General features: G+C 67.4%; 14 protein-coding genes. 6 read left to right on the plus strand and 8 right to left on the minus strand.

Annotated elements, in window-relative coordinates; all coding sequences use genetic code 11:
- The first annotated feature begins 4 nt into the window (after positions 1-4).
- The 4 genes from deoA to dut are packed head-to-tail and all read left to right on the plus strand — an operon-like array spanning position 5 to position 3,682.
- Positions 5-1,318 carry a thymidine phosphorylase gene (deoA, locus tag ACG01O_RS07585; RefSeq protein ID WP_394383149.1) on the plus strand — a complete coding sequence of 438 codons (1,314 nt, stop codon included), beginning with the start codon at positions 5-7 and terminating at the stop codon, positions 1,316-1,318.
- Positions 1,318-2,031, plus strand: coding sequence for a tRNA (guanosine(46)-N7)-methyltransferase TrmB (trmB, locus tag ACG01O_RS07590; RefSeq protein WP_394383153.1), 714 nt, complete (start codon positions 1,318-1,320; stop codon positions 2,029-2,031). Before deoA ends, trmB begins: the two co-directional genes overlap by 1 nt.
- Positions 2,031-3,233 (plus strand): bifunctional phosphopantothenoylcysteine decarboxylase/phosphopantothenate--cysteine ligase CoaBC, encoded by a 1,203-nt coding sequence (gene coaBC / locus ACG01O_RS07595; protein ID WP_394383156.1) that lies wholly within the window; start codon positions 2,031-2,033, stop codon positions 3,231-3,233. Before trmB ends, coaBC begins: the two co-directional genes overlap by 1 nt.
- Positions 3,233-3,682, plus strand: coding sequence for a dUTP diphosphatase (gene dut, locus ACG01O_RS07600; protein ID WP_394383158.1), 450 nt, complete (start codon positions 3,233-3,235; stop codon positions 3,680-3,682). The genes coaBC and dut overlap by 1 nt, the downstream gene beginning before the upstream one ends.
- Positions 3,683-3,784: 102 nt before the next feature.
- Here dut and ACG01O_RS07605 read toward each other — a convergent pair whose 3' ends face one another.
- Positions 3,785-4,306 carry an FKBP-type peptidyl-prolyl cis-trans isomerase gene (locus ACG01O_RS07605; RefSeq protein WP_394383161.1) on the minus strand — a complete coding sequence of 174 codons (522 nt, stop codon included), beginning with the start codon at positions 4,304-4,306 and terminating at the stop codon, positions 3,785-3,787.
- A gap of 41 nt (positions 4,307-4,347) precedes the next feature.
- Between ACG01O_RS07605 and ACG01O_RS07610 the strand changes: the two genes are divergently transcribed.
- Positions 4,348-5,463 (plus strand): JmjC domain-containing protein, encoded by a 1,116-nt coding sequence (locus ACG01O_RS07610; protein ID WP_394383165.1) that lies wholly within the window; start codon positions 4,348-4,350, stop codon positions 5,461-5,463.
- Positions 5,460-5,954, plus strand: a complete 495-nt coding sequence (locus ACG01O_RS07615) for a hypothetical protein (protein ID WP_394383167.1) — start codon at positions 5,460-5,462, stop codon at positions 5,952-5,954. The genes ACG01O_RS07610 and ACG01O_RS07615 overlap by 4 nt, the downstream gene beginning before the upstream one ends.
- Before the next feature lie 499 nt (positions 5,955-6,453).
- Here the strand turns inward: ACG01O_RS07615 and ACG01O_RS07620 are convergent, their stop codons facing one another.
- The 7 genes from ACG01O_RS07620 to ACG01O_RS07650 all read right to left on the minus strand — a co-directional run bounded on the left by ACG01O_RS07620 (position 6,454) and on the right by ACG01O_RS07650 (position 12,735).
- Positions 6,454-7,233, minus strand: coding sequence for an MBL fold metallo-hydrolase (locus ACG01O_RS07620; protein ID WP_394383170.1), 780 nt, complete (start codon positions 7,231-7,233; stop codon positions 6,454-6,456).
- 41 nt (positions 7,234-7,274) lie between these two features.
- Positions 7,275-8,453 carry an outer membrane protein assembly factor BamC gene (gene bamC / locus ACG01O_RS07625; protein ID WP_394383172.1) on the minus strand — a complete coding sequence of 393 codons (1,179 nt, stop codon included), beginning with the start codon at positions 8,451-8,453 and terminating at the stop codon, positions 7,275-7,277.
- A 69-nt stretch (positions 8,454-8,522) separates the two neighbouring features.
- Positions 8,523-9,404: a 4-hydroxy-tetrahydrodipicolinate synthase gene (gene dapA, locus ACG01O_RS07630; RefSeq protein ID WP_394383175.1), complete on the minus strand. Its 882-nt coding sequence runs from the start codon at positions 9,402-9,404 to the stop codon at positions 8,523-8,525.
- Positions 9,405-9,448: 44 nt separating this feature from the next.
- Complete coding sequence (locus ACG01O_RS07635) at positions 9,449-9,955, minus strand: class I SAM-dependent methyltransferase (RefSeq protein ID WP_394383177.1); 507 nt, start codon at positions 9,953-9,955, stop codon at positions 9,449-9,451.
- Positions 9,952-10,077 (minus strand): hypothetical protein, encoded by a 126-nt coding sequence (locus ACG01O_RS07640; protein WP_394383180.1) that lies wholly within the window; start codon positions 10,075-10,077, stop codon positions 9,952-9,954. The genes ACG01O_RS07635 and ACG01O_RS07640 overlap by 4 nt, the downstream gene beginning before the upstream one ends.
- Entirely contained in the window at positions 10,074-11,297 is a 1,224-nt protein-coding gene (locus ACG01O_RS07645; RefSeq protein WP_394383182.1) for an MFS transporter, read from the minus strand. The genes ACG01O_RS07640 and ACG01O_RS07645 overlap by 4 nt, the downstream gene beginning before the upstream one ends.
- Positions 11,298-11,310: 13 nt before the next feature.
- Positions 11,311-12,735 carry an amidohydrolase family protein gene (locus tag ACG01O_RS07650; protein ID WP_394383184.1) on the minus strand — a complete coding sequence of 475 codons (1,425 nt, stop codon included), beginning with the start codon at positions 12,733-12,735 and terminating at the stop codon, positions 11,311-11,313.
- Positions 12,736-12,755: the final 20 nt, after the last annotated feature.

The raw sequence follows: 12,755 nt of genomic DNA on the forward strand, positions 1-12,755 counted from the left end.
ATCCATGCTTGCCCAAGAAATCATCCGCGCCAAGCGCGACGGCCTGGCGCTGAACGAAGCGCAAATCAACCATTTCGTCCGCGGCCTGGTGGACAACTCCTGGAGCGAAGGCCAAGTGGCGGCCCTCGGCATGGCCGTATTTCTGCGCGGCATGGGCCGCGATGAAGCCGTGCTGCTGACGCGCGCGATGATGAACTCCGGGCGCGTGATGCGCTGGCCCGACATGCCGGGCCCCATCCTGGACAAGCACAGCAGTGGCGGCGTGGGCGACAAGGTCAGCCTGATGCTGGCGCCCATGGTGGCGGCCTGCGGTGGCTACGTGCCCATGATCGCCGGCCGGGGCCTGGGTCACACGGGCGGCACCGTGGACAAGCTCGAAGCCATTCCCGGCTACAGCACAACGCCTGACCCCGCCAAGTTCGACCAACTCGTGCGGTCCTTGGGCTGCGCCATCATCGGCCAGACGGCTGACCTCGCGCCCGCAGACAAGCGTTTCTACGCCACGCGCGACGTGACGGCCACGGTCGAGAGCGTGCCGCTGATCACCGCCAGCATCCTGTCCAAGAAACTGGCCGCCGGCCTGGAAGGCTTGGCCATGGACATCAAGTGCGGCAACGGCGCCTTTGCGTCCACGCCCGACTTCGCGCGCGAACTGGCCGAGAGCATCGTGGCCGTGGCCGGTGGCGCCGGACTCAAGACCCGCGCGCTGATCACCGACATGAACCAGATCCTGGGCACCGACGTCGGCAACGCGCTGGAAATCTGGGAGACGGTGCGATACCTGAAGGGTGACGGCCCGCGCGAGGCCCGCCTGCACGAGGTGACGCTGGCGCTGTGCGCCGAGATGCTGGTGCTGGGCAAGCTGGCGCCCGATGCGGCCGCCGCCCGCGTGAAGCTGCAGGCGGCGCTGGACAGCGGCGCTGCAGCCGAGAAGTTCGCGCAGATGGTGGCCGCGCTCGGCGGCCCGGCTGACCTGCTCGACAAACCCGCCCAGTACCTCGCCGCTGCACCTGTCGTGAAGCCCGTGCCGGCGCCGCGTGCCGGCATGCTGCAGGCCATGGCCACGCGAGATCTGGGCGTGCTCATCGTCGAATTGGGTGGCGGTCGCCGCAAGGCGGGCGATGCGATCGACATGCGTGTGGGCTTCTCTGCGGTGCAGCCTGTGGGCACCCGGTTTGCCGCCGGTGAACCACTGGCCCTGGTGCATGCCGCCGATGAAGCCGCTGCCGACCGCGCCGTGGCGTCGTACCTGGCGGCTTGCACGCTGGGCGATGCCGACGTGGCCACCGCGCCCATGGTGATGGCGACAATCGGGTGATGGACGACCCGAACACTCCCGCTTCCTCCGACGCGCAGCAGGACCCGCCCCGGCGCGCTATCAAGAGCTTCGTCACCCGCGCCGGCCGCATGGGCACGGGCCAGATCAAGGCTTTGGCCGAGTTGGGCCCGAAGTTCGTGCTGCCCTACAAGGCTGACAAGCTGGACCTCGCCGCCACCTTCGGCCGCCAGGCGCCGGTGGTGCTGGAGATCGGCTTCGGCATGGGCGGTGCCACCGCCGAGATCGCGAAGACCCTGCCCGACCACGATTTCATCGGTTGCGAGGTGCACGAGCCCGGCGTGGGCGCGCTGCTCAAACTCATCGACGAGAAGCAGATACCCAACATCCGCATCGTGCAGCACGACGCGGTCGAGGTGCTGCGCGACATGGTGGGGGAGGGCGTGCTTGCTGGCGTGCACATTTTCTTTCCCGACCCCTGGCACAAGAAGCGCCACAACAAGCGCCGGCTGATCCAGCCCGAATTTGTTGCTAACCTGGTGAAGCACCTGGCGCCCGGGGGCTACCTGCACTGTGCGACCGACTGGCAGCCTTACGCCGAGCAAATGCTCGAAGTGCTGTCGGCGGAAGGCGCGCTGCAGAACACCTCTGCAGGCTACGCTGAAAAGCCCGCCTATCGGCCGTTGACCAAGTTCGAGGCACGCGGCCTGCGCCTCGGCCACGGTGTGTGGGATCTGGTGTTCAGGAAGAAGTGATGACGAGTCCCCTTCACGGCAAACACATCCTGCTCGCGATGACCGGCGGCATTGCTGGCTACAAGATCGCGGAGCTGGCGCGCTTGCTCGTGAAGGCTGGTGCCACTGTGCAGGTCATGATGACCGAGGCGGCGGAGCAGTTCATCACGGCGGTCACGATGCAGGCGCTGTCTGGGCGGCCGGTCTACACCTCGCAGTGGGACAGCCGCCCCGCCAACAACATGGCCCACATCAACCTCAGCCGGGAGGCCGATGTGATGCTGGTGGCGCCCGCCAGCGCCGACGCGATCGCCGCCTTGGCCCAAGGGCGGGCGGACGACCTCATCAGCCTGACCGCGCTGGCCCGCCGCATCGACGCGTGCCCGCTGCTGGTGGTGCCGGCCATGAACCGCGAGATGTGGGCCCACCCGGCCACGCAGCGCAACGTGGCGCAGATCCTGGCGGATGGCGCCACCGTCATCGGCCCCGCCAGCGGTGACCAAGCCTGTGGCGAGGTGGGCGATGGCCGCATGCTGGAGGCGCAGGAGATCTTCGACGACGTCGAGGCCTTCCTCGCGCCCAAGACGCTGCGCGGCAAGAAGTTGCTCATCACCGCCGGCCCCACGTTCGAGCCCATCGATCCGGTGCGAGGCATCACGAACCACAGCAGCGGCAAGATGGGCTTTGCCATCGCACGGGCTGCGGCCGAGGCCGGGGCCGAGGTCACGGTGGTGGCCGGCCCCGTGCACTTGCCCACGCCACGCGGCGTGAAGCGCATCAACGTGCAGTCGGCTCAGCAGATGTTCGATGCCGTGCTGCCGCTGGCGGCGCAGCAGGACGTCTTCATCGCCAGCGCGGCAGTGGCCGACTGGCGGCCGGCGCAAAGCCATGAGCACAAGATGAAGAAGGCCGAGGGCGGCGTCACGGCGCCCACCATTGCCATGGCCGAGAACCCCGACATCCTGGCCGCGGTGGCCCGGCTGCCGCAGCCGCCCTACTGCGTCGGCTTTGCCGCTGAGAGCGAGAAGCTGGCCGAGTACGCCGAGGCCAAGCGGCGCCGCAAAGGCATTCCGCTGATCGTGGCCAACCTGGGCCCGGCCACGTTCGGTCGGGACGACAACGCGTTGCTGCTCATCGATGAGCAGGGCCAGCGCGAGCTGCCGCGATCCGACAAGCTCAGTCTGGCGCGTGAGCTGATCCAAGACCTATCGAAGCGACTCTGATGACCGCGATTGACCTGCAAGTGCTCGATGCCCGCATGGCCGAGCAGATTCCCGCCTACGCCACTCCCGGCAGCGCCGGCCTGGACCTGCGCGCCTGCCTGGATGCAGCCCTGACGCTGGTCCCTGGCCAGACGACGCTGATCCCTACGGGCTTGGCCATTCACATCGGCGATCCGGGCCTGGCCGCGATCATCCTTCCGCGCTCCGGCCTGGGCCACAAGCATGGCATCGTGCTCGGCAACCTGGTCGGTCTCATCGACAGCGACTACCAGGGCCAGCTCATGGTCAGCTGCTGGAACCGCGGCCAGACCGAGTTCACCATCCAGCCGTTCGATCGCATCGCGCAGCTCGTCATCGTGCCGGTGGTGCAGGCCACGTTCCGGCGCGTGGACAGTTTCGATGCGTCGTCCCGCGGCGCAGGGGGCTTTGGCTCCACGGGCAAGGGCTGACATCCCCGCCGTGCAAACAACAAGGGCGCCTCTGCAGGCGCCCTTTGTCTTTGGTGCCATGGCCGCGCGCATCGGCGCGTGAGCCACCCGTTGGCCTCAGCCTCAGTGCAGCGGCTCGTCCGGCGGCGCGCCGGTTTGCACCATGAAGATGGGCTCACCCACCGAACCGGCTTCCACCTCTTCCTCGGTGGCCGTGCGCACGTCCAGCAGCACCAAGTGCATGCGCAGGCCGATGCCCGCCAGCGGATGGTTGCCGTCCAGCACGACGTGCTCGGGGTAGACCTCGGTCACCGTGTACACCGCTTCTGCGGGCATGCCTTCGGTGGCGGCACCTTCCGGCAAACCTTCGAATTGCATGCCAGGCTGCACGTCCTGCGGGAACAGCTTGCGCGCTTCAAAGCACACCAGATTGGAGTCGTAGTCGCCGAAGGCTTCTTCGGGCTGCAGCGCCAGGTCGGTTTCGAAGCCGGCCTCCTGGCCCTCCAGGGCCGACTCGACCTTGGCAAAGAGGTCGTCACCCCCCACCAGAAATTCCATCGGTTCGGTCAGTTCGTCGATCAACTGGCCTTGGGCATCGTCCAGTCTCCAGCGCAGGGAGACGACACAGGGGCGGGTCACTTGCATGAAATCAATTTTCCCACAGGCCCTCTCGGCACAATGGCTGGATGCAGATCGATCTCCCCACCCCCATGCTCGCCGGCCTGAGCCCGGCCCAGTTCATGCGCAAGCACTGGCAGAAAAAGCCGTTGCTCGTGCGCCAGGCGTTTCCTGAGGCCGTGCCGCCGGCGTCGCTGAAGGAACTCGCCGCACTGGCGGCGCGGGACGACGTGGAGTCGCGCCTGGTCACGGCGTTTGACGGGCAGTGGAAGCTCAAGCACGGCCCGGTGGCCAAACTGCCGGCCATGTCCAAGCCCGGCTGGACTTTGCTGGTGCAGGGGCTGGACCAGCACCTGTCCGCCGCGCGAGCTTTGATGGACCGGTTCCGCTTCGTGCCCGATGCGCGTCTGGACGACCTGATGCTGTCCGTCGCCAGCGACGGCGGCGGCGTGGGCCCGCACTTCGATTCCTACGACGTGTTCCTGATCCAGTTGGCGGGGCGCCGCCGCTGGCGGATCGCGCCGCAAAAGGACGCGGTGCTGCGCGACGATGTGCCTCTCAAGATCATTGCCAACTTCAAGCCGGAACAGGACTACGTGCTGGAGCCCGGCGACATGCTGTACCTGCCGCCGGGCTGGGCGCACGACGGGGTGGCGGTGGGGGCGGGGTGCATGACTGGCTCGGTGGGCTTTCGTGCCTCGACCGCTGAAGGGCTGGCCGCGGAACTGCTGCCGCGCCTGCTCGACGACGTGGACGCCGCGGGCAAGCTCTATGCCGACCCCAAACAGCCCGCATCCGTTCAACCCGCCGAGGTGCCGGCCGACCTGCTGGCCTTTGCCCGCAAGGCCGTCGAGGCGGCCGTGCAGCGCCCGCATGCCTTGGAGCGCGCGCTGGGTGAGGCCTTGACCGAGCCGAAGGCCCAGGTGTGGTTCGAGCCGGGCGATGTGGTGCCGCCGGGCGCGGGGGTGAGGTTGGATCGCAAAAGCCGCATGCTGTATGACGCGGCCCATGTGTTCCTCAACGGCGAGAGCTTCCGCGCCGGTGGGCGCGACGCGCGCCTGATGCGGCAACTGGCGGATCAGCGGCAGTTGTCGGCGGCGGATGTGGCGCGGCTGTCGGACGGTGCGCGCGAACTGCTCGATCAGTGGGCGGAGGACGGCTGGGTGCAGCCGGATGCGTCATGAACGCGCAAAGCTTCGCCGGCCGTGCGGACTTTCAGCGTCTGGTGGCGGAGCTCGTGGCCTGGGCGGCCGAGCAGCGGGTGCGGGAAATCCGTGCGTGGGACGCCACGTTCGCTGAGTGGCCCTGGTCGCAGCCGTCGGTGCTGGACAGCTTGGGTCGTTGGGTGGGGCCGGGGCGGCAGTTGCACCTGCTGGCGCTGCAGTACGACGACGTGCAGCGCGTCCATCCGCGCTTCGTGCGCTGGCGGCGAGATTTCGCCCACTGTGTGACGGCGCGGGCGGTCGATCCGGAGTTGCGGCTGGAGTCGGTGCCCGAAGCGCTGTTGTTGCTGAGCAGCGCGGACCTGTCGCTGAGCTTGCGGCTGTTCGATCATCATTTCTGGCGCGGTGAGCTTTCCATCGACCGCGCCGCCTGGGTGCGCCATGGGGAGACCTATGACGCCCTAGTACAACGGTCCAGCGACTCTTTTGCGCCAACGACTTTGGGGTTGTGAGTGAATTCGACACGCAAACCCCTATAATCGTGGGCTAGGCGAGGGAAGCGCTCGAGGTTTTCCGCGTCTTGTTCTGCTGGGGTCGGCAGTCGGTGCAAGAAGCCCCGGCGCACGACCCCAAAATTATGGTGTGCACCGTCGTTTAAACGTTTTGAGGACAAGTATGAATAAGTCGATCGTGTTGGCTTCCCTGCTGGCTGCTGTTGCCCTGACCGCTTGCAGCAAGAAGGCTGAAGAGCCCAAGGTTGAGGCTCCTGCTGCTGTTGCCGCTCCGGCTTCCGCCGCTACCGAAGCCGCTTCTGCTGCTGCCAGCGCTGTGGACGCCGGCGCTTCGGCTGTCGACGCTGCCGCCTCCGCCGCCTCGAAGTAATCACTTCGTTCGCTCGGAAAGAGCCGCCGCTGCGCAAGCAGCTGCGGCTTTTTTCTTTTTTGCGACGTGTGCCGGGCGTCTGTAGGCGCAGTTACAAAACTTTGCGTCGCACTGGCGTGCGGGCGGTCTTCAGCCCAGCGACAGCCAATCGAGCCCCAATTTCGGATCGGCGACGCGAATATCTGATCGGTCGGTGCCGATGGCGTTTTGCAGGGCTGCCACGGCGAGATCGGGGCGGTTGTTGTGTTCGCTCAGGTGGGCTGCAGCAATGCAGCTCAGGTCTGCATGCCAGCATTGCTGGAGCAGCAGCGCTGCGGCCTCGTTCGACAAATGACCGTGCGTGCCCAGAATCCGCCGCTTGAGCGATGGCGGATAGCGCCCTGCACGCAGCATCGCCTCGTCATGGTTGCACTCCAGCAGCAGGGCATCACAACCCTGCAAGGCGCTGACCACTGAGGCAGGGGCACTCCCGAGATCCGTGACCACGCCCAGGCGACGGGCACCATCGGTGGCTGTCAATTGCAAGGGCTCGTTCGCGTCATGCGGCGCGCTGAACGGGTGTAGGAGCAAATCGCCCAGATCGACGGCCGTGCCGTGCTGAACGGGCACGTGCCGTACATCCGGCGTCGCCTTGTCGCGCACAGCCAGCCAAGTGCCGCGGCTGGTGAGCACGGGAACCCGGTGCAGCGCGGCAAAGCCCAGCGCGCAACCGATGTGGTCGCCGTGCTCGTGGGTGATGAAGAGGGCGTCGATGCTGTCCGGCTCGCAGCCTGCGCGCAGCAGACGCCTGTTCAACTCCCGCAGGCTGAATCCCGCATCGACCAGCACCCGCGTGCGCGTGATGCCTTGGCTCGCTTCGATCAGCGTGGCGTTGCCGCCGCTGCCGCTGCCGAGATTGCAAAACCGCACGGGGCCAAGCACTCGGCGCGCCGTGGGCGCGCCGACGCCGTTTACTTCAGGTCGTTCATCAGCAGCGACAGGATGCGCTTGGCGTTGTCGTCTGCGATGGGCTGGCCGCGGTCATCCAGGATGCGCACGGTGCTCTTGACGCCTTCAGCCTTGACCGAGACGCGGTAGCGCACCGGCGTCAGTGCCTTGGCGCCGAACAGTTTCTGGAAGAAGTTGGGCTCGTCTTGGCCGGCCTTCTCGGGGTCGGCGTAGCGCAGGTAGAACAGGCCGGCGGCGCGGTCGCGGTCTTCGATGGTGAAGCCATGGCGGTCCAGCGACAGACCCACGCGGCGCCAGGCACGCTCGAAGCCGTCGTTCACGCTCAGGCTGTCAGGCACTTCGGACAGCGGGCGGCGCTCGGCGCGTGCCGGTTCCGCCCCGGGCTTGAGCGCGCTGGGCGATGCGGCGGGTGCGGGCTTGCCGGCATCGGCCACCAAGGCCTTTGCAGCCTCTTCCTTGCCGCCGAGCTTGAGCATCAGGCGCGACAGCATTTCAGCTTCGAGGTACGGGTCGGTTGGGCGAACCTGCCAGGCGGTGGAATCACGGCCTTGCGTCGTGTAGACCTCTTGCATGCCGCGATGGCTGATGAAGATGTCAGTGCCGGTTGCGCTGCGTTCCACGCGGGTGCGGTACATGTCGCGCTCGCCGGTGGAGTAGAGGCCGTCGAACACCTTGCCGATGGTGGAGCGGATGAAGTCCTGCGGCAGCTTGGCGCGGTTTTCGCCCCAATTGGTTTCCATGGTGCCGACTTCCGGCTGCTCCTTGACCACTTCCAGGCCACGCTCTTGCCAGAACGTGCGGATTTGCGGCCACAGCTGCTCGGGCGTGGCCGAGGTGTGCAGCCAGCGGTCGGTGCCGCTGCGCTCCAGGCGGATGTCGCCCACCGCGTTGGTGGCCACGCTGCCCGGCACCAGCGATTGCGCGTTGGTGGAGTTCGCGGGCTTGACGGCCGACAGGGCCGACGCCGTGATGGCGCCGCCTTGCACCTGCGCCCGGTTGTCCTTGGCCAGTTGCGTCAGGTCGGGCGGCACGTCCAGACCCTGGGTCTGGCGCGAGGCGGCCTTGTAGTCGACCTTGTCGGTCGAGAACATGTTGTCGAGGGTGCTGCAGCCGGCGAGCGACAGAACAAAGGCCGTGGCGGCCAGACGGGTCGCCGTGGGGCGGAGCGAGGAAACGGACATCACGCTGGAAATCTCCGGGGAACTAGAGCGCCGGGCAAGGCCGGCGCAGCGGCGCATTAGACCAGAGGCTCAGAGCAGTCCGGCCTCGACCATCGCCTGGCCGACGCTGGCTTGCCCCGCCGGGGTGAGCGGGGTGATCGGCAGGCGAAGTGCCGCGCCGCACCGACCCAGGCGAGACAGGGCCCACTTGGCCGGGCCGGGGCTCGGCTCGCAGAACAGCTGCTTGTGCAGACCCAGCAGCTTGAAGTGGATCTTGCGGGACTCGATCGCATTGCCAGCCATGGCCAGGCGGCACATTTCGGCCATCTCGGCGGGCGCCACGTTGGCCGTGACGCTCACGTTGCCGTGGCCGCCCAGCAGCATCAGGGTCACGGCGGTGCCGTCATCACCCGAGTAGACGTGAAAGCCCTGCGGCGCGTGCTTGATCAGGTACGCCGCGCGTTCGATGTTGCCCGTGGCTTCCTTGATGCCGAAGACGCCTGGCAACGTGGCGCAGCGCAGCGTGGTTTCGGGCAGCATGTCTGCCACGGTGCGGCCGGGCACGTTGTAGAGCATCATGGGGATGTCCACGGCCTCGGCGATGGCCTTGAAGTGCTGGTAGATGCCTTCTTGCGACGGCTTGTTGTAGTACGGCACGACCGACAGCGTGCAGTCCGCGCCCACTGCCTTGGCATAGCGGCTCAGCTCGATGGCCTCGGCCGTGGAGTTGGCGCCCGTGCCCGCCAGGATGGGAATGCGGCCCTTGGCATGCTCCACCGCGACGCGAATGATTTCGCGGTTTTCTTCCATGCTGACCGTGGGCGACTCACCGGTGGTGCCCACCACACCCACGCAAGCCGTGCCGGCTTCGACATGCCAGTCGATCAGTCGACGCAGGGCCGGGTAGTCGATGCTGCCGTCGTCGTTCATGGGCGTGACGAGGGCGACGATGCTGCCGAGGATGGGCTTCATGGTGAGGAATTCGAAGTGAGACAAAGATTTTAGGGGGGGCGGTTTCACGCCGCCGGCGGCTTGACCGCCGCAACGCGCTGGACGTAGCGCGGGTTGACGCCGGACTCGAAGACGTCTTCGTAGGCCACGATGTGCCAGTCGTTGAAAACACGCAGCAACTCGCCGCGCTGCAGCAGAAATTCCGGTCGGCGTGGGCGGCCGATGTGCTGCTGGCCGTCGGCAAAGGTTTCCCAGATCAACCATCCGCTGGGTTTCACGCTGGCGCGAATCGCCTCCAGGCAGGGGCGCCACAGATAGTTGCAGACCAGCACCAGGTCGAACGACTCGCCCGGCAGCGGCCAGGGGGCGGATTCGATGTCGGCCTGCACGATGCGGGCGAGGGATGCCAACGGCGCGATGGCGGCTTCATCCCGGTCAACACCCGTCACGCGCCAGCCCGCCTGCGCCAGCCACCGCAGGTTGCGCCCACCGCCGCAGGCGACGTCCAACGCCGTGCCTGGGCCCCCCGCCACGTGCGGCGCCCAGCGCTGCAGCCAGTCGGACGGGTTCATCCGACGCAGCTCCACAGTTGATCGGCCAGTTGCACCATCACGGCCGGGTGCAGGTAGGCCGCGGCTGCTGCAAAGGTCAGCGCCGAGAGCAGGATTGGCAGCAGCCAGCGCCGAGGCTTCATGCGGGCTGGGGCTGGGGTGCCCGCGCAATCGCCGACTCGCGCACCGGCAGGTTGGCCAGCATGGCCATCACGCCCAGCGCAATCGCCAGGTACCAGACGACGTCGTAGCTGCCGGTGGCGTCGTACAGCCGCCCGCCCAGCCACACGCCCAGGAAGCTGCCGATTTGGTGGCTGAAGAACACGAAGCCGCTCAACATCGACAAATGCTGGGCCCCGAAGATTTGCGCCACCACCGCGTTGGTGGGCGGCACGGTGGACAGCCACAGGAAGCCGATGACGGCCGCGAACACGTAGACGCTCAGCGGCGTCAATGGCACGGTGATGAACACGACGATGGCCACGGCACGCAGCCCGTAGATGGCCGACAGCAGGTAGCGTTTGGGGAAGCGCTGGCCCAACAGGCCGGCGGTGTAGGTGCCGAAGATGTTGAACAGGCCGATCAGCATCAGCGCCCCGGTGGACACGCCCAAGCCCAGGCCGTGGTCCTTCAGGTAGCTGGGCAGGTGCACGCCGATGAACACCACCTGAAAGCCACAGACGAAGTAGCCCAGCATCAACAGTTGGAAGCTGCGGTAGCCGAAGGCTTCCTTCAAGGCCTGACCGATGCTTTGGTGCCCCGCGGCGCGCGCTTGGCCGGCCGGTTCGCGCAGGCCCAGCGCGAGTCCCATGATCAGCAGGGCCGTGGCCGCCAGCAAGAACAGTGCGCCTTGCCAGCCCAGGTGGCTGATGAGCCAGGTCTCGACTGGAATCATCACGAACTGCCCGAACGAGCCGGCCGCCGCTGCCACGCCGAATGCCCAGGAGCGCTTCTCGGGCGACACCGCGCGGCCCAGCACGCCGTAGATGACGGCGTAGGTCGAGCCGGATTGAGCGATGCCGATGAGCACGCCGGCGCTGAGCGTGAACGTCAGCGGTTGCGCGGACACAGCCATCAGCAACAGCCCCATTGCGTACAGCAAGCCACCGGCCACGAGCACCTTCCAGGCGCCAAAGCGGTCGGCCAGCATGCCGGTGAACGGGCCCGCCGCACCCCAGGCGAGGTTTTGCACCGCCATGGCGAAGGAGAAGGTTTCGCGGGTCCAGCCGCGCTCGGTGATGATGGGCTGGAGCCAGAAGCCGAAGCCGTGGCGGATGCCCATGGACAAGGTCACGATGAGCGCGCCGCACAGCAGCACCTGCTGCACGGACAGGCCGCGGGCGACCGGGGTCGGGGTGTTCATCGGCGGACTGTACTCAGCGCTGCTTGGCCTTGCCTGACGCCTTGCTTTGCACCTTGGCCTTGGAGCTGCTGGCGCCTGCGGCACCCTTGGCCGTGGGCTTGCCCTTCGTGGCCTTCTTCTTGCCGGTCGTCTTGGGCGCGTCGGCAGTGGAGGCGCTGGCCTGCGAGCTGGAGGCCGCCACATCGGCGAGCCGGGTCAGCAGGCGACCTTGCTTGACGCGCAGCATGGGCCGGTCGATCTGGGTCAGGTCGGCAATCGGGTCGCCGCCCAGCACCAGAAAGCTCGCCTCGCAGCCGGCGTCAAAGCAGCCGAGCTTGCGGCGCGGGAACAGGGCGCGGGGGGTGTCCACCGTGGCCAGGCGCAGCAGCAGGGTGCGGTCCAGGCCGAGCGCGTCGAGGGCATGCAACTCGGTGCGAGCGGTGCCAATGAACACATCCGAGCCGATGCGCAGCGGCACGCCAGCGGCCTGCAACAACGTCAAGTTCGTGCGTTGCACCTCGCGCAGGGCGTCCAGCGGCGCGCCTTCGAGTTTGAACAGCGCGGTGGCAGCTGTGGTGGTGATGACGGCCGTGCGCTGCTGGGCGGCGCGGGCTGCCAGTGCCGGCGTTAGGGCGAATTGCTCGGGCGCGTCGTCCAGCGTGTTGGCGTAGCCCGGCAGGTGTGCAATGGCGTCCACCCCCGCCGCCAGGGCTGCCTCAAAGTCGGCGGCGGTTTCCACATGGGCCACCACGTGCCGGCCGTCGGCGTGGGCCAGTCGGGTCAGTGCGGCGGCGGTTTCCGGGGTGAGGCCGAGGCGGCCGAAATGCTCGGTCTTCTGGCGCAGGTCCGGCCGTTCGCTATGCGCCAGCACCAGGCGGATCCAGTCACCGCCCCGGGCCCGGATGGCTGGCCATTTCTGTGCGGCCTCGTCCGGGCTGTCCACCAGCACGATCAACTGCTGCCGGGCGGCGGCTTCGGCGCTGGGCTCGGGCAGCACGGCTGCCAGCGGATAACCGTCGCTGGAGGTGATGCATGCGGTCACGAAGTTCACGTCGGGCGCTGCGGGTGTGGCCGCCAGCGGGCGCACTTCAGCCACGCCGGCCGGGTCGCCGCACAGCATGGCGGCATAGAACACGCCTTCGTCGATGTATTGGTCGGCGTATTGGTTCCAGCCCCAGGCGGTTTGCAGGTTGTGGTTGTGCGCCTCGGCCAGCGGCGGCAGCAGCACCTGGCCGCGCATGTCCATCTTGCGGTTGACCTTGGGCGGCTTCTTGGCCACGAACACGCCGTTCTCGACGTACAGGTTGCCGCGCTGGATGCTGCGCCCGTCGAACCACCGGGCGTTTTTCAACTCCCAGCTCAGCGGCGCGCTGGCCTGGTAGGGCTGCTGCGGGGGTGTTGTTGGCTGGGCCTGTGAAAAAATACAGGTCATCAACAAGCAGGCAATCAGGAATCTCACGCGGCAGGACTCGCTTTCGG

The sequence above is a fragment of the Pelomonas baiyunensis genome (genome assembly GCF_043555935.1).
GTDB lineage: Bacteria > Pseudomonadota > Gammaproteobacteria > Burkholderiales > Burkholderiaceae_C > Pelomonas > Pelomonas baiyunensis.